This is a genomic window from Enterobacter sp. PI-10 (assembly GCF_027947695.1).
Classification (GTDB): domain Bacteria; phylum Pseudomonadota; class Gammaproteobacteria; order Enterobacterales; family Enterobacteriaceae; genus Enterobacter; species Enterobacter vonholyi.
Genome location: NZ_JAJNOG010000001.1, coordinates 439,378 through 465,294, shown reverse-complemented (window position 1 = coordinate 465,294; position 25,917 = coordinate 439,378). Strand labels below are relative to the sequence as shown.

Annotated in this window: 23 protein-coding genes; 4 read left to right on the top strand and 19 right to left on the bottom strand. The window is 55.8% G+C overall.

Features of this window, described 5'->3' with window-relative positions:
* Positions 1–140: 140 nt before the first annotated feature.
* The 12 genes from ybgE to sdhC all read right to left on the bottom strand — a co-directional run bounded on the left by ybgE (position 141) and on the right by sdhC (position 13,639).
* The gene (ybgE, locus tag LRM19_RS02285) at positions 141–431 is read right to left on the bottom strand and encodes a cyd operon protein YbgE (RefSeq protein WP_010428735.1); all 291 of its coding nucleotides are present in this window, start codon (positions 429–431) and stop codon (positions 141–143) included.
* Entirely contained in the window at positions 431–544 is a 114-nt protein-coding gene (gene cydX / locus LRM19_RS02280; RefSeq protein ID WP_003858598.1) for a cytochrome bd-I oxidase subunit CydX, read from the bottom strand. The genes ybgE and cydX overlap by 1 nt, the downstream gene beginning before the upstream one ends.
* Positions 545–558: 14 nt before the next feature.
* Complete coding sequence (gene cydB, locus LRM19_RS02275) at positions 559–1,698, bottom strand: cytochrome d ubiquinol oxidase subunit II (protein ID WP_048226125.1); 1,140 nt, start codon at positions 1,696–1,698, stop codon at positions 559–561.
* A 15-nt stretch (positions 1,699–1,713) separates the two neighbouring features.
* Entirely contained in the window at positions 1,714–3,282 is a 1,569-nt protein-coding gene (cydA, locus tag LRM19_RS02270; RefSeq protein WP_032638923.1) for a cytochrome ubiquinol oxidase subunit I, read from the bottom strand.
* A 732-nt stretch (positions 3,283–4,014) separates the two neighbouring features.
* On the bottom strand, positions 4,015–4,884 hold the full coding sequence (sucD, locus tag LRM19_RS02265; protein WP_008501094.1) for a succinate--CoA ligase subunit alpha: 870 nt from the start codon (positions 4,882–4,884) through the stop codon (positions 4,015–4,017).
* Positions 4,884–6,050, bottom strand: a complete 1,167-nt coding sequence (gene sucC / locus LRM19_RS02260; RefSeq protein WP_006809579.1) for an ADP-forming succinate--CoA ligase subunit beta — start codon at positions 6,048–6,050, stop codon at positions 4,884–4,886. Before sucC ends, sucD begins: the two co-directional genes overlap by 1 nt.
* Before the next feature lie 83 nt (positions 6,051–6,133).
* Positions 6,134–7,354, bottom strand: a complete 1,221-nt coding sequence (gene odhB, locus LRM19_RS02255) for a 2-oxoglutarate dehydrogenase complex dihydrolipoyllysine-residue succinyltransferase (protein ID WP_008501093.1) — start codon at positions 7,352–7,354, stop codon at positions 6,134–6,136.
* Between the two features lie 14 nt (positions 7,355–7,368).
* Positions 7,369–10,176 carry a 2-oxoglutarate dehydrogenase E1 component gene (sucA, locus tag LRM19_RS02250; RefSeq protein WP_133294003.1) on the bottom strand — a complete coding sequence of 936 codons (2,808 nt, stop codon included), beginning with the start codon at positions 10,174–10,176 and terminating at the stop codon, positions 7,369–7,371.
* Between the two features lie 219 nt (positions 10,177–10,395).
* Positions 10,396–11,112, bottom strand: a complete 717-nt coding sequence (sdhB, locus tag LRM19_RS02245; RefSeq protein WP_008501090.1) for a succinate dehydrogenase iron-sulfur subunit SdhB — start codon at positions 11,110–11,112, stop codon at positions 10,396–10,398.
* Positions 11,113–11,127: 15 nt separating this feature from the next.
* Complete coding sequence (gene sdhA / locus LRM19_RS02240) at positions 11,128–12,894, bottom strand: succinate dehydrogenase flavoprotein subunit (RefSeq protein ID WP_024908800.1); 1,767 nt, start codon at positions 12,892–12,894, stop codon at positions 11,128–11,130.
* Complete coding sequence (gene sdhD, locus LRM19_RS02235) at positions 12,894–13,241, bottom strand: succinate dehydrogenase membrane anchor subunit (protein WP_008501088.1); 348 nt, start codon at positions 13,239–13,241, stop codon at positions 12,894–12,896. The genes sdhA and sdhD overlap by 1 nt, the downstream gene beginning before the upstream one ends.
* Positions 13,235–13,639: a succinate dehydrogenase cytochrome b556 subunit gene (gene sdhC, locus LRM19_RS02230; protein WP_020684965.1), complete on the bottom strand. Its 405-nt coding sequence runs from the start codon at positions 13,637–13,639 to the stop codon at positions 13,235–13,237. The genes sdhD and sdhC overlap by 7 nt, the downstream gene beginning before the upstream one ends.
* 639 nt (positions 13,640–14,278) lie before the next feature.
* Between sdhC and LRM19_RS02225 the strand changes: the two genes are divergently transcribed.
* Complete coding sequence (locus tag LRM19_RS02225; protein ID WP_045909567.1) at positions 14,279–15,562, top strand: citrate synthase; 1,284 nt, start codon at positions 14,279–14,281, stop codon at positions 15,560–15,562.
* Between the two features lie 99 nt (positions 15,563–15,661).
* Here the strand turns inward: LRM19_RS02225 and nei are convergent, their stop codons facing one another.
* The 7 genes from nei to LRM19_RS02190 all read right to left on the bottom strand — a co-directional run bounded on the left by nei (position 15,662) and on the right by LRM19_RS02190 (position 21,765).
* Positions 15,662–16,453 (bottom strand): endonuclease VIII, encoded by a 792-nt coding sequence (gene nei / locus LRM19_RS02220; protein WP_127730069.1) that lies wholly within the window; start codon positions 16,451–16,453, stop codon positions 15,662–15,664.
* Positions 16,454–16,471: 18 nt separating this feature from the next.
* Positions 16,472–17,212 carry a 5-oxoprolinase subunit PxpA gene (gene pxpA, locus LRM19_RS02215; RefSeq protein WP_271367165.1) on the bottom strand — a complete coding sequence of 247 codons (741 nt, stop codon included), beginning with the start codon at positions 17,210–17,212 and terminating at the stop codon, positions 16,472–16,474.
* Positions 17,199–18,131 carry a 5-oxoprolinase subunit PxpC gene (gene pxpC / locus LRM19_RS02210; RefSeq protein ID WP_127730065.1) on the bottom strand — a complete coding sequence of 311 codons (933 nt, stop codon included), beginning with the start codon at positions 18,129–18,131 and terminating at the stop codon, positions 17,199–17,201. Before pxpC ends, pxpA begins: the two co-directional genes overlap by 14 nt.
* The gene (pxpB, locus tag LRM19_RS02205) at positions 18,125–18,781 is read right to left on the bottom strand and encodes a 5-oxoprolinase subunit PxpB (RefSeq protein ID WP_271367163.1); all 657 of its coding nucleotides are present in this window, start codon (positions 18,779–18,781) and stop codon (positions 18,125–18,127) included. The genes pxpC and pxpB overlap by 7 nt, the downstream gene beginning before the upstream one ends.
* Before the next feature lie 14 nt (positions 18,782–18,795).
* Positions 18,796–19,539, bottom strand: coding sequence for a type 2 GTP cyclohydrolase I (locus LRM19_RS02200; protein ID WP_045909572.1), 744 nt, complete (start codon positions 19,537–19,539; stop codon positions 18,796–18,798).
* 10 nt (positions 19,540–19,549) lie between these two features.
* Positions 19,550–20,962, bottom strand: a complete 1,413-nt coding sequence (gene phrB / locus LRM19_RS02195) for a deoxyribodipyrimidine photo-lyase (protein WP_271367161.1) — start codon at positions 20,960–20,962, stop codon at positions 19,550–19,552.
* 596 nt (positions 20,963–21,558) lie between these two features.
* Positions 21,559–21,765 carry a YbfA family protein gene (locus LRM19_RS02190; RefSeq protein WP_008501079.1) on the bottom strand — a complete coding sequence of 69 codons (207 nt, stop codon included), beginning with the start codon at positions 21,763–21,765 and terminating at the stop codon, positions 21,559–21,561.
* A gap of 309 nt (positions 21,766–22,074) precedes the next feature.
* Here LRM19_RS02190 and kdpF point away from each other — a divergent pair, with 309 nt between their 5' ends.
* From kdpF to kdpB, 3 genes are read left to right on the top strand one after another with little or no spacing between them, the layout of a single operon-like run.
* Complete coding sequence (kdpF, locus tag LRM19_RS02185; protein ID WP_014069365.1) at positions 22,075–22,164, top strand: K(+)-transporting ATPase subunit F; 90 nt, start codon at positions 22,075–22,077, stop codon at positions 22,162–22,164.
* A complete protein-coding gene (kdpA, locus tag LRM19_RS02180) occupies positions 22,164–23,843 on the top strand; it encodes a potassium-transporting ATPase subunit KdpA (protein ID WP_271367160.1) in 1,680 nt (559 codons plus the stop codon). Before kdpF ends, kdpA begins: the two co-directional genes overlap by 1 nt.
* 18 nt (positions 23,844–23,861) lie before the next feature.
* A complete protein-coding gene (gene kdpB, locus LRM19_RS02175) occupies positions 23,862–25,910 on the top strand; it encodes a potassium-transporting ATPase subunit KdpB (protein ID WP_136195356.1) in 2,049 nt (682 codons plus the stop codon).
* Positions 25,911–25,917 lie beyond the last annotated feature (7 nt).

Sequence of the window (25,917 nt, the reverse complement as noted above, 5' to 3'; positions counted from 1 at the left end):
CCGGTAATGCAACAAAAGTTAGAGCTTTTAAACTTCGCTACTATACGCGCGGGAAAGAGGGTTGGGAATGGGGGAAAGTAAACGGAGAGTAAATTTTTATGGGCTCGGGTAAGCCCATAACGTTAACGGACATTTCTTATTCAGAAGAAGAAGAAAATCAAACCGGCGAGAAGCACCAGATCGGCAATCAGCGGGCAGAAAATTCCCTGCCAGTGAACGGCTTTCGGACGAAAGCCCACGCCGTGGATCACACCTGCGCACACCGCCCACATAATAAGGAAGCCGTGCCAGATTTCAAGCTCGCTGGTTTTCGCTGCAAAGCGCGAAGGGTCCCAGAAGATACAGCCTGCCAGCAGTAATGCCATCACTAAAGAAAGCGCCCGTAACGGGCGCTTATCCATTACCGCGTAAAGCGTCGCGATAATATTCATCAGTGTTTTTCTTCACCCGCTTTGGTCGCTTCTACGTGTTCAAGCGCCAGGGCAGTGATGACACCAAATGCACAGGCAAGAAGCGTCCCTAAAATCCATGCGAAATACCACATATTCAGCTCCTTACTTAGTACATAGAGTGGGTGTTGCTTTCGATATGTTCTTTAGTGATACGACCGAACATTTTCCAGTAACACCAGATGGTGTAAGCCAGAACAATCGGAACGAACACACAAGCAACATATGTCATCAGGTTCAGCGTCATATGGCTGGACGTTGCATCCCACATGGTCAGGCTAGCATTCAGCATGGTGCTGGATGGCATGACGAACGGGAACATCGCAATACCCGCCGTCAGGATGATGCACGCCAGGGTCAGTGATGAGAACACGAACGCCAGAGCGCCTTTCTCCAGACGAGACGTCAACACGGTCAGCAGCGGCAACAGCACGCCCAGAGCCGGGATCGCCCACAGCACAGGGGTATTGTTGAAGTTCACCAGCCATGCGCCAGCCTGACGAGCCACTTCTTTGGTCAGCGGGTTAGACGGTGCGGTGTGGTTAATGGCAGACGTCACCACGTAGCCATCAATGCCGTACACCACCCACACGCCGGCCAGCGCGAAGCAAACCAGCGTTACCAGCGCAGCAACCTGAGCCGTCGCGCGAGAACGCAGGTGCAACTCGCCCACGGTACGCATCTGCAGATAGGTTGCGCCCTGAGTGATGATCATCGCCACGCTCACTACGCCGGCCAGCAGACCAAACGGATTCAGCAGCTGGAAGAAGTTACCGGTGTAGTAAAGACGCATGTATTCGTCCAGGTGGAACGGTACGCCCTGCAGCAGGTTACCAAACGCCACGCCGATCACCAGCGGTGGAACGAAGCTACCGATGAAGATGCCCCAGTCCCACATGTTGCGCCAGCGGGTATCTTCAATCTTCGAACGGTAGTCGAAACCGACCGGACGGAAGAATAAAGAGGCCAGCACCAGAATCATCGCCACATAGAAACCGGAGAACGCAGCCGCGTAGACCATCGGCCAGGCAGCGAACAGCGCGCCGCCTGCGGTGATCAGCCACACCTGGTTACCGTCCCAGTGCGGGGCGATGGAGTTGATCATGATTCGACGCTCGGTGTCATTACGACCGAGGAAACGGGTGAGCATCCCCACCCCCATGTCGAAACCATCCGTGACGGCGAAACCGATCAGCAGAACGCCGACCAGCAGCCACCAGATAAAACGCAATACTTCATAATCGATCATTTGATGACTCCTGTCTTAGCGTGCCGGCTGAGTAGTCGCAGTGGACTGCTCGTAGTGATAGCGACCGGTTTTCAGGCTGCTTGGGCCAAGGCGCGCGAACTTGAACATCAGGAACAGTTCAGCCACCAGGAACAGGGTGTACAGACCACAAATCAGCAGCATGGAGAAGATCAGGTCGCCTGCGGTCAGGGACGAGTTCGCCACCGCCGTTGGCAGGACCTCACCGATCGCCCATGGCTGACGGCCATACTCCGCAACAAACCAGCCGGACTCAATTGCGATCCACGGCAGTGGAATACCGTAAAGCGCGGTGCGCAGCAGCCATTTTTTCTCGCCGATGCGGTTGCGAATCACAGACCAGAAGGACGCCGCAATGATCAGCAGCATGATGATGCCGCAGCCCACCATGATACGGAATGCGAAGTACAGAGGCGCAACGCGTGGAATCGAGTCTTTGGTTGCCATCTGGATCTGCGCTTCCGTCGCATCAGAAACGTTCGGGGTATAACGCTTCAGCAACAGGCCATAACCCAGATCTTTCTTCACGTCGTTAAACTGGTCGCGGACGGTCTGGTCTGTAGAGCCAGCACGCAGCTGTTCCAGCAGCGAGTAGGCTTTCATACCGTTACGAATACGCTCTTCGTGCTGAACCATCAGCTCTTTCAGACCCGTCACCTGCTTATCAACAGAACGAGTGGCAATGATACCCAGCGCGTAAGGAATCTGAATGGCAAAGCGGTTTTCCTGCGCGTCCTGATCGGGAATACCGAACAGCGTAAAGGCAGCAGGCGCCGGCTGGGTTTCCCATTCGGCTTCGATGGCGGCCAGTTTGGTTTTTTGCACGTCACCCATTTCGTAACCGGATTCATCACCCAGAACGATAACAGAGAGGATGGCAGCCATACCGAAGCTTGCAGCGATAGCAAAGGAGCGCTTAGCAAACGCGAAGTCACGACCACGCAGCATATAGTAAGAACTGATGCCCAGCACAAACATCGCGCCGCACACGTAGCCAGAAGCGACGGTGTGAACGAATTTAACCTGAGCAACCGGGTTCAGGACCAGCTCGGCAAAGCTGACCATCTCCATACGCATGGTTTCGAAGTTGAAATCAGACGCGATAGGGTTCTGCATCCAGCCGTTCGCAACCAGGATCCACAGCGCGGACAGGTTCGAACCTAATGCCACAAGCCAGGTCACCGCCATATGCTGGACTTTACCCAGACGGTCCCAACCGAAGAAGAACAGACCTACAAAGGTGGATTCGAGGAAGAATGCCATCAGACCTTCAATGGCCAGCGGCGCACCGAAGATATCCCCTACATAGTGGGAATAGTAAGACCAGTTAGTCCCGAACTGGAACTCCATGGTCAAACCGGTTGCCACGCCCAGTGCGAAGTTGATACCAAACAACTTGCCCCAGAACTTGGTCATATCTTTATAAATCTGTTTGCCGGAGAGAACGTATACCGTTTCCATAATGGCCAGCAGGAACGCCATACCGAGCGTCAGTGGCACAAACAGGAAGTGGTACATCGCGGTCAAGGCAAACTGTAAGCGCGACAGTTCGACTATATCTAACATCATGACTCCTTGCTCATCGCATGAAGACTCCGAGAGTGGACCCCGTCAGAAAGAGATCCACACGCATGCCCCAATACAAATTATTCGCATCCTTGTCGTCGTTATTACCCTGAGGGAGGATAAAAACGATGACGTGAGGTTACAAATACGTTAATAAAAAACTCAAATTGATCCCGCAAATATAATACGCTGCAAAACCCTTACAATAAACAGGTTTTTATTGAATCACATTTACGTTTTTCGACGGCGATCAATTTATAGCAAAATTACCACTTTTCGGCCATTTTGATCGGGAACAATTTAGCGCTTTTCAGCGCCTTTTTCCAAGGATTAAACATTGATTTAAATCAAAAACAATTCTTAATGTTAATTGTGTTTTGATGTGGTGAACATGGTAAAAACCATGTTAAAAATATGTATATGAAATACAATTAAGGTTATCGAATCGACGGATGAATATAAACAGAAGTGATTTTTATTAACTCAGTTACGCTTAATGACTGATTTATTCAGGACATAAATTTTAGTGCGTTTTTTATTTTTTTCCATCTGCTCTCTTAAAGGCAAATAAATAACAATTATTTTACTTTTACATCCTCTCTAATTAACACCCAATTGTGACTATTGCATGACGCCCGGCAGGCAATAAAAAAGGCCGCTTTACAGCGGCCAACCATGTCGAAACGGACATTTTTATACTGCAACGCCCCCCTTTCGGGGAGCAGAGAGGACTTACTTAATGATGGATTTCAGTGCTTCGCCGATATCCGCCAGGCTGCGAACGGTTTTCACGCCTGCGGCTTCCAGCGCTGCGAATTTCTCATCAGCCGTACCCTTACCACCGGCGATGATCGCGCCTGCGTGACCCATACGCTTGCCTTTCGGCGCAGTCACACCCGCGATGTAGCCCACAACTGGCTTGGTCACGTGTTCTTTGATGTAAGCAGCCGCTTCTTCTTCCGCGCTACCACCGATCTCACCGATCATCACGATCGCTTCGGTCTGTGGATCTTCCTGGAACAGCTTCAGGATGTCGATGAAGTTAGAGCCCGGAATCGGGTCACCGCCGATGCCCACGCAGGTGGACTGGCCGAAACCGTAGTCGGTGGTCTGCTTAACCGCTTCATAGGTCAGGGTACCGGAACGGGACACGATGCCCACTTTACCCGGTTTGTGAATGTGGCCCGGCATGATGCCGATTTTGCATTCGCCCGGGGTGATAACGCCTGGGCAGTTCGGGCCAATCATACGCACGCCAGCTTCATCCAGCTTCACCTTCACGGTCAGCATATCCAGCGTCGGGATGCCTTCGGTGATGGTGATGATCAGTTTGATGCCTGCGTCGATCGCTTCCAGAATAGAGTCTTTGCAGAACGGTGCCGGAACGTAGATCACGGTCGCGGTGGCGCCCGTCGCTTCTACGGCTTCACGCACGGTGTTAAACACAGGCAGGCCCAGGTGGGTGGTGCCGCCTTTACCTGGCGTAACACCGCCAACCATCTGCGTACCGTAGGCAATTGCCTGTTCGGAGTGGAAAGTCCCCTGGCTACCGGTGAAGCCCTGGCAGATAACCTTGGTATCTTTATTAATTAAAACTGACATTATTTCCCCTCCACTGCGGCAACAACCTGCTGAGCTGCATCCGTCAGACTTTTCGCTGCAATAATATTCAGGCCGCTGTCAGCCAGTTTTTTCGCGCCGAGTTCAGCGTTGTTACCTTCCAGACGCACAACCACCGGAACGTTAACACCCACTTCTTCTACCGCACCGATGATACCGTCGGCGATCAGGTCGCAACGTACGATGCCGCCGAAGATGTTAACCAGAACGGCCTTCACGTTGTCGTCAGAGAGAATGATTTTGAACGCTTCGGTTACGCGCTCTTTGGTTGCGCCACCGCCTACGTCGAGGAAGTTTGCTGGCTCACCGCCGTGCAGCTTAACGATGTCCATGGTGCCCATTGCCAGGCCCGCACCGTTAACCATGCAGCCGATGTTGCCGTCCAGCGCCACGTAGTTCAGTTCCCACTGCGCAGCCTGTGCTTCACGCGGGTCTTCCTGAGACTGGTCGCGCATTTCGCGCAGATCCGGCTGGCGGAACAGCGCGTTGCCGTCAGCGCCCAGCTTGCCGTCGAGGCAGATCAAATCGCCCTGGGTGGTGATCACCAGTGGGTTGATCTCGATCAGCGCCAGATCGCGCTCCAGGAAGATAGTTGCCAGCCCCATGAAGATCTTGGTGAACTGCTGAACCAGTTTACCTTCCAGGCCCAGCTTGAACGCCAGCTCGCGCCCCTGGTAAGGCATTGGGCCTGCCAGCGGATCGATAGCCACTTTGTGGATCAGGTGCGGGGTTTCTTCCGCCACTTTTTCGATTTCCACGCCGCCTTCGGTAGACGCCATGAACACCACGCGACGGGAGCTACGGTCAACAACCGCGCCCAGATAAAGTTCTTTCGCGATATCGGTCGCCGCTTCCACCAGGATCTGGTTAACCGGCTGGCCGTTCGCATCTGTCTGGTACGTTACCAGACGCTTGCCGAGCCAATGTTCAGCAAACGCACGAATCTCTTCTTTGCTCTTAACAACCTTCACACCGCCCGCTTTACCACGGCCACCAGCGTGAACCTGACACTTAACTACCCAAGGGCCGGAACCGATTTTAGATGCGGCTTCTTCTGCTTCACGCGGGGTAGTACAGGCATAACCCACCGGAGCCGGTAAGCCATACCGGGCAAACAGCTGTTTGGCCTGATATTCATGTAAGTTCATGTGTTCTATCCATCCTTCAGGTAATCGTTAGGTCGTGCTTTTATTGGCCCGGCAGCCATACGCCGCCGGGCAAGACTGCAAAACTAGACGTCCAGCAGCAGACGGGTTGGATCTTCCAGCAGCTCTTTAATCGCTACCAGGAAGCCCACGGACTCGCGGCCGTCGATCAGGCGGTGATCGTAAGAGAGCGCCAGGTACATCATCGGCAGGATCTCAACTTTACCGTCTACCGCCATAGGGCGATCTTTGATGGCATGCATACCCAGGATCGCGCTCTGCGGCGGGTTAATGATCGGGGTAGACATCAGCGAGCCGAATACGCCGCCGTTGGTAATGGTGAAGTTACCGCCGGTCAGGTCGTCTACGGTCAGCTTGCCGTCGCGGCCTTTAACAGCCAGCTCTTTAATGTTCTTCTCGATGTCAGCCATACCCAGGGTATCCACATCACGCAGAACCGGCGTTACCAGGCCGCGTGGAGTAGAAACCGCCATGCTGACGTCGAAATAGTTGTGGTAAACCACGTCATCGCCATCGATGGACGCGTTCACTTCCGGATAGCGTTTCAGCGCTTCAACCACCGCCTTCACGTAGAAGGACATAAAGCCCAGACGGATACCGTGACGTTTTTCAAACGCGTCACCGTACTGCTTGCGCAGGTCCATGATTGGCTTCATGTTCACTTCGTTGAAGGTGGTCAGCATCGCGGTAGAGTTTTTCGCTTCCAGCAGACGCTCGGCAACGCGCTTACGCAGGCGGGTCATCGGCACGCGTTTTTCGCTGCGGGCACCCAGTGCAGGCTGCGCTGCTGGTGCCGCCGCAGGAGCTTTCGCTTCCGCCTGAGCTGGCGCTTTCGCCAGATGCTTGTCGATGTCTTCACGGGTCAGACGACCGCCCACACCGGTGCCTTTAATGGCTGCCGGGTCAAGGCTGTGTTCCGCCAGCAGGCGACGGATCGCCGGGCTGAGAGCGTCGTTAGACTGTTCTTCCAGAGACGCCTGCTGGCGCTGAGCCGGCGTAGAGGCTTTCTCTTCAGATTTTGCGCTGGACTCTTTGCCCGCGCTATTGCCTTCACGCAGGCGACCCAGGATCTGACGAGAGGTGACGGTAGTACCTTCATCTTCCAGCACCGCGTCCAGAACGCCATCCGCCGAAGCCGGTACTTCCAGTACCACTTTGTCAGTTTCGATTTCTACCAGCACTTCATCGCGCTTAACGGCATCGCCTGGTTTTTTGTGCCAGGTAGCGACGGTCGCATCTGCTACGGATTCAGGCAGGTCGGGAACAAGAATATCTACGCTACTCATTATGTATCCTTTAATTAATCGACGTTCAGCGCGTCATTGACCAGATCTTGTTGCTGCTTCTGGTGAACGGACATATACCCTACCGCCGGAGAGGCGGAGGCCGGGCGACCTGCATAACGCAGGGCTGACCCAAATGGAATCACTTCACGGAAATGATGCTGGCTGCAGTACCATGCGCCCTGGTTAAGCGGCTCTTCCTGGCACCAGACAAAATCATGAACGTGAGCGTACGGTTTCAGCGCTTCCTGCACCGCCTGGTGCGGGAACGGATAAAGCTGTTCGATACGCACGATGGCGACATCTTTCTGATCGTTCTTACGGCGCTGTTCCAGCAGGTCGTAATAAACCTTACCAGAACACATCACCACACGCTTCACGGCCTGCGGATCCAGCTCGTCAATTTCACCGATGGCCGGCAGGAAGGTGCCATTTGCCAGCTCATCCAGGCTCGACACCGCCAGCGGGTGGCGCAGCAGGGATTTCGGCGACATCACCACCAGCGGACGGCGCATACCGCGCAGCGCCTGACGACGCAGCATGTGGTAGACCTGCGCCGGGGTGGACGGCACGCAGACCTGCATGTTCTGCTCGGCGCAGAGCTGCAGATAACGTTCCAGACGCGCGGAGGAGTGCTCCGGCCCCTGACCTTCATAACCGTGCGGCAGCAGCATTACCAGACCACACATACGGCCCCACTTCTGCTCGCCGGAGGAGATGAACTGGTCGATAACCACCTGCGCACCGTTGGCGAAGTCACCGAACTGCGCTTCCCAGATGGTCAGGGTGCGTGGTTCAGCGGTGGCATAACCGTATTCGAAGGCCAGTACCGCTTCTTCAGACAGCACGGAGTCCCAGACCTTGAACTGGCCTTGACCGTTGTGCACGTGCTGCAGCGGGGTGTAGGTTGAACCGTTGGACTGGTTGTGAACAACCGCGTGACGGTGGAAGAAGGTCCCACGGCCCGCATCTTCGCCGGACAGACGAACAGGAATGCCTTCGTCAACCAGCGTTGCGTAGGCCAGCGTTTCCGCGCCGCCCCAGTCGAAGAGCTTCTCGCCTGCCGCCATGGCCTGACGGTCAGCATAAATTTTCGCCACGCGAGACTGCATCTCGATAGCGTCCGGCACGGTGCTGATGCGTTTAGCCAGCTCCTGCAGGCGCTTCATCTCAACCTTATTCGGGTAGCTCTCATCCCACTCGTGGTTGAGGTACGGCGACCAGGTAAAGGAGTGCATGTTCATCGGACGCAGCTCTTTCACTACGCATTCGCCCGCATCCAGCGCGTCGCGGTAGAGGTTGACCATTTCGGTCGCATCTTCCAGCGTCGCCACTTTGTCGCCTTCCAGCTTGTCAGCATAGATTTTGCGCGGAGTCGGGTGTTTTTTGATTTTCTGATACATCAGCGGCTGGGTTGCACTTGGCTCATCCGCTTCGTTGTGGCCGTGACGGCGGTAGCAGAAGAGGTCAATGAACACATCGCGTTTGAAGGTATTACGGAAGTCCAGCGCCAGACGGGTCACGAAAGCCACGGCTTCCGGGTCATCCGCGTTAACGTGGAAGATCGGCGCCTGCACCATCTTACCGATGTCGGTGCAGTACGGGGTAGAACGCGCATCCAGCGGGTTAGAGGTGGTGAAGCCCACCTGGTTGTTGATCACGATGCGAACGGTACCGCCCACTTCATAACCACGCGCTTTGGACATGTTCAGGGTTTCCTGCACCACGCCTTGCCCTGTTACCGCCGCATCACCGTGGATGGTAATTGGCAGAACTTTATTGCTGCTTGGCTCGTCCAGACGATCCAGACGCGCGCGCACGGAACCGATAACCACCGGGCTGACGATTTCCAGGTGTGACGGGTTAAACGCCAGCGCCAGGTGAACCAGACCGCCTTCGGTTTCGATATCCGACGAGAAGCCCATGTGGTACTTCACGTCGCCGGTGCCGAGGTGTTCTTTATGTTTGCCCGCGAATTCGTCGAACAGGTCCTGCGGTTTTTTACCCAGCACGTTGACCAGCACGTTCAGACGACCACGGTGCGCCATGCCCAGCACCACTTCACGGGTGCCGCTCTTGCCTGCGTGACGAATCAGCTCTTTCAGCATCGGCACCAGGGCGTCACCGCCTTCCAGCGAGAAGCGTTTTGCGCCCGGGAACTTCGCGCCCAGATAGCGCTCAAGGCCTTCCGCTGCGGTCAGTTCGCTGAGGAAGCGTTTTTTCTCGTCAGCCGAGAAGGTCGCGTGGCCCGCTACGGATTCGATGCGCTGCTGGATCCAGCGCTTCTCTTCGGTAGAGGTAATGTGCATGTATTCCGCGCCGATGGAGCCGCAGTAGGTTTGCTTGAGCGCGTCAATCAGATCGCCCAGCTTCATCGTGTCTTTGCCGATGGCAAAGGAACCTACGTTAAAGCTTTCCTGGAAATCGGCCTCGGTCAGATCGTGATATGCCGGATCGAGATCGGCCACACGGTCTTGTTTCCACAGTCCCAGCGGATCGAGATTCGCATGCTGGTGACCACGGAAGCGATAAGCGTTGATAAGCTGCAGGACTTTAACCTGCTTCGCATTGGTGTCAGGGTCGGAAATCGCAGAAGAGTAACGTGAGGCATCCTTCGCCAGACGACGGAAATAATCACGTGTTTTGGAATGGAATTGATCCGGTTTGACCCCTGTACCAGGCAACTGCTGGAACATGGAACGCCAGTTTGCGTCCACTGAGTCAGGATCGGTTAAGAAGTCTTCATAGAGCTGTTCTATCCAGCTCTGGTTGGCACCAGAGAGGTAAGAAGAGTCCAGCCAGGCTTTCATTGCGCCGTTCTGCATCGTGATCCCTTAAGCATTTTTATGCTTACTTTCGCCGTAGAAACTACCACGCACACCACGTGTACGTGCCGGGGTTCACCTGCGAGCTCTTTGTGGCCCGCGAAGGAACCTTTAGAAACTGTCTAGACTTCAGGGCAGTTTTTAAAGGTTTCTGCAATCTATTCCCTCTCCCTGTGGGAGAGGGTTAAGGTGAGGGGAACAGCGCTCCCCTCTCACTACTTACGCACTGCGCTGCAGCAGCATCGACTTAATATGGCCGATGGCGCGCGTCGGGTTCAGCCCCTTCGGACACACACTGACGCAGTTCATGATGCTATGGCAGCGGAATACGCTGAAAGCGTCACTCAGTCCTTCCAGACGGCTGTCGGTTTCGGTGTCGCGGCTGTCGATCAGGAAGCGATAGGCAGCCAGCAGACCGGCCGGACCGATAAACTTGTCCGGGTTCCACCAGAACGACGGGCAGGACGTAGAACAGCATGCGCAGAGAATACACTCGTACAAACCGTCGAGTTTTTCACGCTGCTCAGGAGACTGTAAGTGCTCGCGAGCCGGTGGATTTTGCCCATTATTCAATAAGTAAGGCTTAATCTTCTCATATTGTGCATAGAATTGCCCCATGTCTACCACCAAATCACGCACGACCGGCAGGCCTGGCAGAGGACGGATAACAATTTTCTGACCGGGACGCTGCAACGCTGAAATGGGCGTGATGCAGGCCAGGCCATTTTTGCCGTTCATGTTCACACCGTCAGAGCCACAAACCCCTTCACGGCAGGAGCGGCGGAACGACAGCGTTGGATCTTTTTCTTTCAGCTGGATTAAGGCATCCAGCAGCATCATGTCGCGACCTTCTTCCGCTTCCAGGGTGTAGTCCTGCATGCGCGGAGCGTCATCAACATCCGGGTTATAACGATAAACTGAGAATTCGAGTTTCATTATCCTGTCTCCGCATTAGTAAGTACGAATCTTCGGCGGGAACGCCGGACGCAGTTTCGGTTCCATGTTGACGCTACGACGCGTCATGGTTTCCGACTCTGGCAGATACAGGGAATGACACAGCCAGTTTTCGTCATCACGCTCAGGGAAGTCGAAGCGGCTATGGGCGCCACGGCTTTCGGTACGGAAGTTTGCCGACATCGCGGTCGCGAACGCGGTTTCCATCAGGTTATCCAGCTCCAGGCACTCAACGCGCTGGGTGTTGAACTCGCTGGAGGTGTCGTCCAGACGGGCATTTTTCAGACGCTCGCGGATCGCTTTCAGCTGCTCAAGACCTTTGGCCATCGCGTCGCCTTCACGGAATACCGAGAAGTTGTGCTGCATACATTCCTGCAGCGCTTTACGGATTTCCACCGGATCTTCGCCGTTACGGTTGCCGTTCCAGCGGTTGAGGCGCTCAAGAGAGGCATCAATTTCGTCGTCGGTTGCGTCACGCAGCGCACCCTGCTCGGCAATGGATTCCTGCAGATGCAGACCCACCGCACGACCAAACACCACCAGATCCAGCAGGGAGTTGCCGCCCAGACGGTTAGCGCCGTGTACGGATACGCAGGCAATTTCGCCCACCGCGAACAGGCCAGGAATGACCACGTCTTCGCCCTGCTCGTTCACGGTCAGCGCCTGACCGGTCACTTTGGTCGGAATACCGCCCATCATGTAGTGGCAGGTTGGGATAACCGGAATCGGCTCTTTCACCGGGTCGACGTGTGCGAAGGTGCGGGACAGTTCCAGGATACCCGGCAGACGGGACTCCAGAACTTCTTTACCCAGATGGTCGAGTTTCAGCTTCGCGTGCGGACCCCATGGGCCGTCGCAGCCGCGGCCTTCACGGATTTCGATCATGATGGAACGCGCCACCACGTCACGACCCGCCAGGTCTTTCGCATTCGGGGCATAACGCTCCATGAAGCGTTCGCCGTGTTTGTTCAGCAGGTAGCCACCTTCACCGCGGCAGCCTTCTGTTACCAGAACGCCTGCACCGGCGATACCGGTTGGGTGGAACTGCCACATCTCCATATCCTGCACCGGCACGCCCGCGCGGATAGCCATACCGACACCGTCACCGGTGTTGATGTGGGCGTTGGTGGTGGACTGATAGATACGGCCTGCACCGCCGGTCGCCAGCACGGTAGCGCGCGCTTTGAAGTAAACCACTTCACCGGTTTCGATGCACAGCGCGGTACAGCCAACAATTGCGCCATCGGCGTTTTTCACCAGATCCAGCGCATACCATTCGGAGAAGATGGTGGTGTGGTTTTTCAGGTTCTGCTGATACAGGGTGTGCAGCAGCGCGTGACCGGTACGGTCAGCCGCCGCCGCGGTGCGTGCCGCCTGCTCGCCGCCGAAGTTTTTCGACTGGCCGCCAAACGGACGCTGATAGATAGTGCCATTTTCCAAACGGGAGAACGGCAGACCCATGTGGTCCAGCTCAAGAATCGCTTCCGGGCCGGTTTTACACATATATTCGATGGCATCCTGGTCGCCGATGTAATCGGAACCTTTTACCGTGTCATACATGTGCCATTCCCAGTTATCTTCATGGGAGTTACCCAGCGCAACGGTAATACCACCCTGCGCGGACACAGTATGGGAACGGGTCGGGAAAACTTTAGAGAGCAGCGCACAGGTTTGGCCGCTCTGGGAAATTTGCAGTGCGGCACGCATACCTGCGCCACCGGCACCAATTACAACAGCATCAAATTCTCTGACTGGCAGTTTCATTACACACCCCACACCACAACGAATCCATAAATAACGTAAACCACCAGTGCAACCACAATGGCCAGCTGCAGTGGGAGGCGAATCGCCAGCGGTTTAACGTAATCGGTCAACACCTGCCACATGCCAATCCATGCATGAATAAGGATAGAGAACAGGGCCAGCAGGGTGAACACTTTGGTGAAGGCGGATCCGAAGAACCCACTCCAGATTTCCCACGTCAGCGTGCCGCTGGTCGCGAAGAAACCGATCATATAGATGATGTAAAGAGTGAGAACGATGGCGGTAGCACGGACCAGAATGAAGTCATGTACGCCGTTGCGTCCTAATGCGGAGGCGTTGCTTACCATACGAGAACTCCTGCGAGAAGTGAAAGCACGACAGTAATCACAAATGAAATGTTAGCGGAGCGTTTCCCGGCTTCGAAAGTCTCTTCCAGGTAGCCAAAGTCCATCAGCATATGGCGAACACCCACGACGACGTGGTACGCCAGCGCGGTCAGAATGCCCCACATGATGAATTTCACGAAGAAGCTGTTCATGATGGCAGAGGCCTGGAGGAATCCTTCAGGGGAAGAGAGGCTGGTGCCCAGTAACCACAGCAGAATACCGACCGCCACAAACGTAATCACACCAGAAACACGGTGCAGAATGGACGCTATTGCTGTTACGGGGAACCGGATCGTTTTGAGATCCAGATTGACAGGTCTTTGTTTTTTCACATTTCTTATCATGAATAACGCCCACATGCTGTTCTTATTGTTTCCTTCCTCCGGACTGCGATGCGGGTCAAGCAGCGTTCCTTTTCTATAACTGCGCGTCATGCAAAACACTGCTTCCAGATGCTTAAACGACACGTTACAACGCTGGGTGGCTCGGGATTGCAGGGTGTTCCGGAGACCTGGCGGCAGTATAGGCCGTTCACAAAATCATTACAATTAACCTACATACAGTTTGTCGGGTTTTCTCTGGAACAGTGATCAGGGTCACGATAACAACATCTTTTTAATTTTTAATCATCTGATTTGACAAATGTTAAACAATATTGTTACAAACGTCATCAGAAAAGGCATATAATGCGCAAAAGTTATGAGGTCTCTCTTTCACCTGACAAATAGTTATGTAACAGTGTGATGGTATTGACCGAAGTTATCAGGACAGTTATTAGTGATATACAGGTTTGAATAATTCGGACTGCAAAAACGCTGATTTGCTGTTGTTTCACTGATATTTCATTCGTTTACCTGCAAGGCGCCATAGCTCTGTACCCTGGTTTGTCCTCGTGAGCTGAGCGGTAAGCCAAATAACAATCTGGTAACGGTGATTAACAGCTGAAAGCAAATCCGGTAAAGCGCAGTCTTAAGCATAAGGCGCTAAGGAGACCGTAAATGGCTGATACAAAGGCAACGCTCACCCTAAATGGTGACACTGCTATTGAACTGGATGTGCTAAAAGGCACGCTCGGTCAGGATGTTATTGATATCCGTACGCTGGGTTCCAAAGGGATGTTCACCTTTGACCCTGGATTTACCTCTACCGCATCTTGCGAATCCAAAATCACCTTCATTGACGGTGACGAAGGTATCCTGCTCCATCGCGGCTTCCCTATCGATCAGTTAGCCACCGAATCCAACTACCTGGAAGTGTGCTACATCCTGCTGAACGGCGAAAAACCGACGCAGGCCCAGTTCGATGAATTTAAAACCACCGTGACCCGTCACACCATGATCCATGAGCAGATTACCCGTCTGTTCCATGCGTTCCGTCGTGACTCTCACCCAATGGCGGTGATGTGCGGTATTACCGGTGCGCTTGCAGCGTTCTACCACGACTCCCTTGACGTGAATAACCCGCGTCACCGTGAAATCGCCGCTTACCGTCTGCTGTCCAAAATGCCTACCATGGCGGCGATGTGCTACAAATACTCCATCGGCCAGCCGTTTGTGTATCCGCGCAACGACCTCTCCTACGCGGGTAACTTCCTGCGCATGATGTTCTCCACGCCGTGCGAAGAGTACGAAGTGAACCCGGTTCTGGAACGCGCGATGGACCGTATTCTGATCCTGCACGCTGACCACGAACAGAACGCCTCTACCTCAACCGTCCGTACCGCAGGCTCTTCCGGCGCGAACCCGTTCGCCTGTATCGCTGCGGGCATCGCCTCCCTGTGGGGACCGGCGCACGGCGGCGCGAACGAAGCGGCACTGAAGATGCTGGAAGAGATCAGCACCGTTGAGCACATTCCTGAGTTCGTGCGTCGCGCGAAAGACAAGAATGACTCCTTCCGCCTGATGGGCTTCGGTCACCGTGTTTACAAAAACTACGACCCGCGCGCCACCGTGATGCGTGAGACTTGCCACGAAGTGCTGAAAGAGCTGGGTACCAAAGATGATCTGCTGGAAGTGGCGATGGAGCTGGAACACATCGCGCTGAACGACCCGTACTTCATCGAGAAGAAACTCTACCCGAACGTTGATTTCTACTCTGGCATTATTCTGAAAGCGATGGGCATTCCGTCTTCCATGTTCACCGTGATCTTCGCTATGGCGCGTACCGTAGGCTGGATTGCGCACTGGAACGAAATGCACAGCGAAGGCATGAAGATCGCGCGTCCTCGTCAGCTGTATACCGGCTACGAGCAGCGTGATTTTAAGTCTGATCTGAAGCGCTAAAAGATGTTGGGTGCGGCCTGATGCCCTCACCCCGGACCTCTCCCACAGGGAGAGGGTGAAAACATTAAAAACGGTAACCCAAGGGTTACCGTTTTACTTTTATTTCTGGCAGTGCGGGCACCAGTAGAAGGGTCTTGAAGAGAGCATCATCCTGTCGATAATCCCGCCGCACCGCTCGCACTTTTTCCCCGCCCGATGAAACACCTTAAAGCGGAACAGCGCCCCGTGATGCTTGTTTTCATCCACTACGCCGCGCGTGTTGTACGACAGCCGCGGGATGTCCAGCAGCGCGTGGGACAGCGCCTCCAGCTGTTCATCGCTCAGCTGAGAGGCTTTATGCTGCGGCGCCAGCCCGACTTCCCAGAGGATTTCCACCCGCAGGTAGTTGCCAAGCCCGGCCAGAAAGGCCTGGTCAAGAAACAGGCCGGAAAACTGCCGGTTGCGGAATGCAGGCGATAACAGCCGGGCCTTCACATCGCTCGCCGTCAGGCGCATATCCAGCACGTCCGGCCCAACCCGCTGTAAGAACGGGTGCGTGAGCACCTGCTCAGGCGTTAACATTTCGATATCAGAGGCGCTATAGAGCAGGATCGCCTTATCCGCCGTTTGCAGCCTGACGCGCAGCACGCGTTTCGTTTGCGGCTGTTCACCCGCCTCCACCACGCGCCAGACGCCGTAAAGCTGGTTATGGCTGTATAACGTCAGGTTATGGGAAAAATGCGTGAGCAATGCTTTGCCGCGCGTTTCAATATGCGTTACCGACTGCCCCACCAGCTGTGATTCAAACGGTTTCAGTTGAGGAAAAGCAAACCAGGCCTCCGTCAGCGGTTTGCCCTTTATCGCCGCCTCGAGGCTATCCGCCGCGCGGCGGATCTCCGGGCCTTCTGGCATTTTTCTGTCCTTTCATGATTAATCTGCGCTGACAAGAATGCCCTCTTCAGCGAACGCGGCCCGCAGGCGGCGCGCGAACTGGAGCGCATGCTCGCCATCGCCGTGCAAACATACCGTATCAGCCTGAACGTGCGCCGTTGTGCCATCCACGGCGGTCACTCGCCCGTAGCGCACCATCTCCAGCGTCTGGGCCAGCGCTTTCGCTTCATCGGTAATCAGCGCACCGGCCTGCGTACGCGGTACAAGGCTGCCATCAGGCATGTATCCCCGATCGGCAAACACCTCCTGCCGCGTGGTCAGCCCCAGCCGTTCTCCGGCACGAATAAGCTCGCTGCCCGCCAGGCCAACCAGAATCAGCTGCGGGTTGCAATCGCGTACCGCGCGGGCAATCGCCTCCGCCAGCGCCGGATCTTTCGCCGCCTGGTTATAGAGCATGCCGTGCGGCTTCACGTGGCGCAGCACAACGTTCTCAGCGCGCACCATCGCCTCCAGCGCGCCAATCTGGTAGAGCACCTGAGCGTAAACCGTCTCAGGCGGCAGGTCCATCGCGGTGCGGCCAAAGTTTTCCCGGTCAGGGTAGCTCGGATGTGCGCCTATCGCGACGCCGTTTTTGATGGCGTTACGCACGCTCTCTAGCATGGTTTGCGCATCGCCCGCGTGGAAGCCGCAGGCGATATTGATCGAGGAGACCAGCGTCATCAGCGCCGCATCGGCGCTGCCGCCCTCGCCCAGATCGGCATTCAAATCAATCTTTACCATCGAGCCTCCACGCCAGCTGTTCGAGATAGCGCTGCTGATCCTGCCGCGCCTTTAGCGCCTCCTCCAGCGAACATTGAACGAAGTGAATCGGCTGTCCGAGGGGAATTTGCGCCAGATGGTAGCGATCGGCTTCAATGATGCAGGCAATTCGCGGGTAGCCCCCCGTCGTCTGCGCGTCGTTCATTAAGACGATCGGTTGCCCGTTGCCCGGAACCTGAATAACCCCTGGCAATAAACCGTGGGAGAGCAGTTCTCTGTCGGTCGTCCGGATCAGCGGCTGCCCCTGCAGACGATAACCCATACGGTTACTCTGCGGACTGAGCTTCCACGGCGAGCGCCAGAAGGACTCTTTTGAGGCCTCGTCGAACTCATGATATTCCGGCCCCGGTAAGGCGCGGATCTGGTTTCCCCAGAGGAGTTGTTTTACCCCCTGAGCCGTCGAGAAGTGACGCGAAGAGGGCTTAATCGCCAGGCGATCGCCATCGCGCAACAACCGTCCTTCGTGACCGCCAATCCCGGCTTTCTGATCGGTACTGGATGAGCCCAGCACGTCAGGCACATCAATGCCGCCAGCCACCGCAAGATAGCTACGCACGCCGTGCAGAGGACGCTTTAAGGTCAGACGCTGTCCGGCTTTCGCCCGCAGACGCCAGCCGGTCCACACCGCTTTGCCGTCCAGCATGGCATCACAGCCTGCGCCGGTGAGCGCGAACCAGGTCTCCTGACCAAACTCAATGACACACTGGCCGAGCGTAATTTCGAGCGCCGCCGTGCTGCCGGGGTTGCCCACCAGCACATTAGCGATTTCCAGCGCTGGACGGTCCAGCGCACCACAATAGCTCACGCCGGACTGACGCATGCCAAAGCGCCCGGCATCCTGTACGGAGGTGTAAAGCCCGGCGCGAATAAGCGTTAACATACCCCCTCCTTCTGCGGGATAAAGCGAAGGGTGTCGCCGGGCCGCAGGAGTATCGGCGTCTCCAGCACGGGTTCAAATAACGGGGTGGCGGTATGCCCGATAAGCTGCCATCCACCGGGCGATGTCAGCGGATAAACGCCGGTCTGCTCGCCACCGATAGCCACCGTCCCCGCCGGTACGCTCAGGCGCGGCTCAGCGCGGCGCGGCGTATGCAGCCGGGGAGATAATCCCCCCAGATACGGGAATCCGGGCTGGAATCCCAGGAACCAGACGACGTAGTCAACCGAACTGTGCAACTCAACAACCTGCTTTTCGGTGAGCCCGCAGTGGTCTGCGACCACACCAAGATCCGGTCCCCCCGTACCGCCATAAACGACCGGGATCTCAATGGCACGCGATTCCGGCTCCAGCGCCTCGCTCTCTTCCCACCAGCGCTGTAAACGTTCAATGGCATCCAGCGCCAGCGTATGCGGACTACGCAGCACCACCGTGATGTTATTCATCCCCGGAATGGCTTCAACCACCTCCGGCAGATCGACCAGACGCTGGGTTAGCCGCCAGATACGCTTTTGCGTGGCAAGGGTCACCGGCGGCTCGAGTTCCAGAACCACTGCCGTTTCTCCCAGAAGATAACAACGCGCTCGCTGCACTCAGGCACCTCTCATCAGGCCGGGTTAGGAATATCAATAAAGGTCACATCCAGATCGGTATTTTCCGTCAGCCACTCGCTGAGGGCGCGAATGCCGCCGCGCTCGGTGGCATGATGGCCTGCCGCGTAAAAATGCAGCCCCTGTTCACGCGCCGAATGAATGGTCTGCTCGGAAACCTCGCCGGTGATAAAGGCATCGACACCGAAGCGCGCGGCGCTGTCGATAAAGCCCTGCCCGCCTCCGGTGCACCAGGCAACACGCTTCACCGTATCCGGACCGGTATCGCCGCTCCACAGCGGACGACGCCCCAGGCGCGCTTCAATCCAGGAAGCCAGTTCCAGCCCCGGAACCGGCATCGCCAGCTCGCCCCACGGCACCAGCGGCTCGATTTCGCCCATTACGGTAATCCCCAACAGTCGGGCAAGCTGAACGTTGTTACCAAGCTCCGGATGTGCGTCCAACGGCAGGTGGTAACCGTACAGGTTGATGTCATTTGCCAGCAACGTTTTCAGGCGGTTGCGCTTCATGCCGCGAATAATCGGTGATTCGTTTTTCCAGAAGTAACCGTGATGGACAATCACCGCATCGGCCTCCTGACGGACAGCCTCGTCCAGCAGCGCCTGGCTTGCCGTGACGCCGGTGATAATTTTCTGCACCGTTTCGCGCCCTTCTACCTGCAGGCCATTAGGACCGTAGTCGCTAAAGGAGGCGGTATTGAGTTTTTCGTTAATCAGGCGTTCCAGTTCGCTGTTTTTCATCTTTATGCTCTCAAACTTTTCTGGCGGCTTCGTACGCTGCCAGCGTGGCGACACGCGCCTGTTTATGGTCAACAATCGGGCGGGGATAATCGAGCTTTACGCCCTGTTTATCCGCCCATGCCCACGGGTCGTGGATCGCTTTCGCAGGAACGTTCCTAAGCGCGGGCAACCAGCGGCGGATAAAGTCGCCGTTGGCATCAAATTTTTGTCCCTGAGTGGTCGGATTAAAAATCCTGAAATAGGGAGCCGCATCGGTGCCGGTAGAGGCCGCCCACTGCCAGCCGCCGTTATTCGCAGCGAGATCGCCGTCGATCAGCTGAGAGATAAAATAGCGCTCTCCGATACGCCAGTCGATAAGCAGATCCTTCACCAGAAAGCTGGCGGTAATCATTCGCAGGCGGTTGTGCATCCACCCGGTTTCATTCAGCTGGCGCATGGCAGCATCAACAATCGGATAGCCCGTCTCCCCTTTTTGCCAGGCCTGTAAAAGTGCCTCATCGTGCTGCCATTTTACGTTGTCGGTCCAGGGAATGAACGGACGATGCTTACAGAGAGCGGGATGATACGTCATCAGATGCCGATAAAATTCACGCCAGATGAGTTCGTTCAGCCACACCGAACCCGCCCCACCGTCCATCGCCTGCGGCTGCTCGGCCAGAAGACGGTGTAGACACTGACGAGGAGAGAGCACGCCCAGCGCCAGGCTTGCCGATAAGCGGCTTGTCCCTTCAATCGCCGGGAAATCCCTGCGCGCCTCGTACTCTCCCGCGCCCTGTTTGCAAAACTGGCGCAGCTTCGCAATTGCTGCCTTCTCGTTTGCGGGGAACAGAAGCTCATCGAATGTCTGTTGGGGATAGTTAAACGTTAATTCAGGCAGCGTGGTTATGGCTTCCCCTCTGGCTGCGGGTGCGGGTACGCACTCCGGCAGCGCCTCTTTCAGACGTTTAACAAAAGCATTTTTAAACGGCGTGAACACTTTATACATTTCATGGCCGCCGGTCATGACGCTGCCCGGTGCCAGCATTACGCTGTCATCAAATCCTTCACAAACAACCTCGCCCAGAATGTTCTCCAGTTGGCGATCCCTCAGCCGTTCGTTCAGCTCGTACTGGTAGTTATAAAAAAGATGCGTGACGCCGTTCTGCTGACATACCTCCCGCAACATCTTAAGCTGCGCGGCAAAGTCACTGACCTCTTTGTAGATCAGCGGGATACCTTTTTCAGCAAGTGAGTGTTGCAGATCGTTCAGATGCGATTTGAGGTAAGCCGCCTGCCGCGGGGCCATATCATGCTGCTGCCACTGTTCAGGCGTAGCGATAAACAGCGCCAGCACGCTGGCGTCATCGGAACGGCAGGCTGCCGCGAGTGCGAAGTTGTCATGTACGCGCAGGTCCGCGCGAAACCAAACCAGATGGGTGGGCATAAAACTCCAGGCAAATATCCATTATGTCCGTAAGGGCACGCCACCAAAGGAAAAAGCGGCGCGCTTTTACTGTACTTTGCCATGAAGTGTAGACCGGATGAAATAAAAAAGGCCGCCCGAGGCGGCCTTAACGCTACTTGTCTTGCGCTATCGTGGTAAATGCAACAAACCCGATCGGTTCATCACTTTTGACAACGAGTACGCTTGCGACAATGAACGCGATGCAAAAATAGCGTTTCATTATGCGGTCTCTGCTGCTAACCGCTCCACCGTTCACCACCGGTGATAAGTCGGTGGACACAAGCCCGGGTAGGCGGACTGCTTTACGGCTGTAAAAATACCTTTCCCAGGACCGATGCCCATTTGCGAGATGGCGGAAAGGGACGCCGCATCATAATGAACATCCGTTGCAAAGGTAAGATACTCGAAGAAAATTAGGATTTTATAAAGGCTTCCAGGGATTGCCATCTGCTTACAGGAGGGTATGATAAAAATCCCGGGTAGGGGCTGCAAGACCACCCAACGGACCGCGAATCCGAAGGGACAAAAAAACCGCCACATTGCTGTTGGCGGTTTTTTTATTGCTGTGTGTAGTCTTAGTAAAAGTCGCAGGTCGCTTTCTCGGCCTGATCCATCCACACCGGCTTCTCGCTGGTTTTCGCCCAGACGCGGTGCAGATAGCTATAAAAACGCGCACGATCTTTCCAGAACAGCATCACCGGCAGAGCCAGCACGCCAGCCACTACGGCGAAAGCGCGGCGCATGAACACGATATGAGCCGGAAACTCTTTATAAAGATCCATATTTTTCTCCCCTATAGTTGGCCGGAAACGTCATCCGGAAAATTCAAAATCTGTGACCTGGCTAAAATAATATCGCTTTGTTTGTAATTTTACTACTCATCCGACCACTTATTTTCGTCCGTTTAGCGAAAATTTACATTCACGCCGTAATTAAGTTACAAAAAAGTTAACGATTTACTTATCAATAGTTAAATTGTGGGCTTTGCCATTTTTATACTTTTTTTACACCCGCCCTTCTCATTTTTGCGAAATCTTTGCGCCAGAAATCCTACCGTTAGCACAACAACAAAAGTCACCCGGAGGTGGATTGTGAGTGCAGGTCTTATTGCCGGCATCGTGCTGGTGTTCCTGTTATTGGGTTATCTGGTTTATGCCCTGATTAATGCGGAGGCATTCTGATGGCTGCTCAGGCGTTTTTGCTTATTGCCAGTTTCTTAGTGGTGTTGTTCGTTCTGGCAAGGCCACTGGGCTCGGGGCTGGCACGGCTAATCAATAACGTTCCCCTGCCCGGAACGGGAAGCGTTGAAAAAGGGATCTGGCGCGTACTGGGTATAGACGATCGGGAGATGAACTGGCGTGACTATCTGATCGCCATTCTGCTGCTGAACATCGTCGGGCTCATTGCGCTTTTTGCCATGCTGATGTTGCAGGGTATCCTGCCTTTGAATCCGCAACAGTTACCGGGCCTGTCCTGGCATCTCGCGCTTAACACGGCAGTCAGTTTTGTCACTAACACCAACTGGCAGTCCTATGCTGGTGAAACCACGCTCAGCTACTTCAGCCAGATGGTCGGGCTAACCGTGCAGAACTTCCTCTCTGCCGCCAGCGGTATTGCGGTGATCTTCGCGCTGACGCGTGCGTTTGCGCGTCAGAAAGTGAGTACGCTGGGTAACGCATGGGTAGACCTGACGCGCATTACGCTGTGGATCCTGCTGCCGATTGCGCTGCTGATCGCGCTGTTCTTCATTCAGCAGGGCAGCCTGCAAAACCTGCTGCCTTACGCGCCATATACCTCGCTGGAAGGCGCAAAACAGCTCCTGCCGATGGGGCCAGTGGCGTCGCAGGAAGCCATCAAAATGCTCGGAACGAACGGCGGGGGCTTCTTCAACGCCAACTCCTCGCACCCGTTTGAAAACCCGACCGCCCTGACTAATTTTGTGCAGATGCTGGCGATTTTCCTGATCCCCGCCGCGCTCTGCTTTGCCTTTGGTGACGTAGTTAACGATCGCCGTCAGGGCCGTACCCTGCTCTGGACCATGTCGCTGATCTTTGTGGTCTGTGTTGCGCTGGTGATGTGGGCCGAATGGCAGGGTAACCCGCACTTCCTCTCACTCGGTGCCGATAGCGCGATCAACATGGAAGGTAAAGAGAGCCGCTTTGGCATTCTCGCCAGCAGCCTGTATGCGGTGGTCACCACGGCAGCTTCGTGCGGGGCCGTCAATGCCATGCATGATTCCTTTACGGCGCTGGGTGGCATGATCCCGATGTGGCTGATGCAGATTGGCGAGGTGGTGTTTGGCGGCGTGGGCTCCGGTCTTTACGGCATGCTGCTGTTCGTGCTGCTGGCGGTGTTTATTGCCGGTCTGATGATTGGCCGCACGCCGGAATATCTGGGTAAAAAAATCGACGTTCGCGAGATGAAATTAACCGCGCTGGCGATTCTGGTCACCCCGGCTCTCGTGCTGCTCGGCACCGCGCTGGCGCTGATGACCGAGGCCGGACGCAGCGGCATCTTTAACCCCGGCATTCACGGTTTTAGTGAAGTGCTGTATGCCGTCTCCTCTGCCGCCAACAACAACGGCAGCGCCTTTGCAGGCCTAAGCGCCAACTCTCCGTTCTGGAACTGTCTGCTGGCGTTCTGCATGTTCGTGGGCCGCTTCGGGATCATTGTGCTGGTTATGGCGATAGCCGGATCGTTGGTGAACAAAAAAATCCAACCGACCACTACCGGGACATTACCGACCCACGGCGCGCTGTTTATCGGCCTGCTGACGGGCACCGTGTTGCTGGTCGGCGCCCTGACCTTTATCCCCGCCCTCGCGTTAGGCCCGGTCGCGGAATACCTCTCTTTACGCTGATTTTGCGGAGAAATTGTCATGAGTCGTAAACAACTGGCCCTGTTCGAACCGTCATTAGTTCGCCAGGCGCTCATGGATGCGGTGAAAAAGCTGAGCCCGCGCGTGCAGTGGCACAACCCGGTGATGTTTATCGTCTGGGCGGGAAGCGTCCTGACCACCGCCCTGGCGATTGCCATGGGAACGGGCCATATGCCGGGAAATGCGATGTTTACCGGCGCCATCAGCCTGTGGCTGTGGTTTACCGTGCTGTTCGCCAACTTTGCGGAAGCGCTGGCGGAAGGCCGGAGTAAAGCCCAGGCCAACAGCCTGAAAGGGGTGAAAAAAACCGCCTTCGCGCGCAAGCTACGGGAACCGAAATACGGCGCTCAGATGGACCACGTTCCGGCAGATGAACTGCGTAAAGGCGATGTGGTGCTGGTTGAAGCCGGTGACATCATCCCTTGCGACGGCGAAGTCATTGAAGGGGGCGCATCGGTGGATGAAAGCGCCATCACCGGGGAATCCGCGCCGGTTATCCGTGAATCCGGCGGTGATTTCGCCTCCGTGACGGGCGGGACGCGCATTCTCTCCGACTGGCTGGTGATCCAGTGCAGCGTTAACCCGGGTGAAACCTTCCTCGACAGGATGATCGCCATGGTGGAAGGCGCACAGCGCCGTAAAACGCCAAACGAAATTGCCCTGACCATCCTGCTGGTGGCCTTGACCATTGTCTTCCTGCTGGCAACCGCGACGCTGTGGCCGTTCTCTGCGTATGGCGGTACCGCGGTCACCGTCACGGTGCTGGTGGCGCTGCTGGTTTGTCTGATCCCCACCACCATCGGCGGCCTGCTGTCGGCCATCGGTGTGGCCGGCATGAGCCGCATGCTCGGTGCCAACGTCATCGCCACCAGCGGGCGTGCTGTAGAAGCCGCCGGTGACGTGGATGTGTTGCTGCTGGATAAAACCGGGACCATTACCCTCGGTAACCGTCAGGCGTCAGATTTCCTACCCGCACCGGGCGTGGATGAAAAAACGCTGGCGGATGCCGCGCAGCTCTCCTCGCTTGCTGATGAAACCCCGGAAGGCCGCAGCATTGTGATCCTCGCCAAGCAGCGCTTTAACCTGCGCCAGCGCGACGTTCAGAGCCTGCACGCCACGTTCGTACCCTTCACGGCGCAAACCCGCATGAGCGGCATCAACATCCAGGATCGCATGATCCGTAAAGGCTCGGTTGACGCGATCCGCCGCCACATCGAGGCCAACAACGGTCACTTCCCACCGGAAGTGGACAACCTGGTTGAAAGCGTGGCCCGTCAGGGGGCAACGCCGCTGGTGGTGGCCGAAGGCGCGCGCGTACTCGGGGTGATTGCGCTGAAGGATATCGTCAAAGGCGGCATCAAGGAGCGCTTTGCCCAGCTGCGTAAGATGGGGATCAAAACGGTGATGATCACCGGGGATAACCGTCTTACCGCCGCGGCGATTGCCGCCGAAGCGGGCGTGGATGATTTCCTTTCCGAAGCCACACCGGAAGCCAAGCTGGCACTGATTCGTCAGTATCAGGCGGAAGGCCGTCTGGTGGCGATGACCGGTGACGGGACCAACGATGCTCCAGCCCTCGCGCAGGCCGACGTGGCGGTGGCGATGAACTCCGGTACGCAGGCAGCCAAAGAGGCGGGCAACATGGTCGACCTCGACTCTAACCCGACCAAACTGATTGAAGTGGTACACATCGGCAAGCAGATGCTGATGACGCGCGGCTCGCTGACCACGTTCAGTATCGCTAACGACGTGGCGAAGTATTTCGCCATCATTCCGGCCGCGTTTGCTGCGACCTATCCGCAATTAAACGCCCTGAACGTAATGCACCTGCATTCTCCGGCCTCGGCCATTCTGAGCGCAGTGATCTTTAACGCCCTGATTATTGTCTTCCTGATCCCGCTGGCGCTGAAGGGCGTGAGCTATAAGCCGCTCACGGCGGCGGCCATGCTGCGCCGCAACCTGTGGATTTACGGCCTGGGCGGGCTGGTGGTGCCCTTCGTCGGCATCAAGGTTATCGACCTGCTGTTGACGCTGTTCGGCCTGGTTTAAAAGGTGA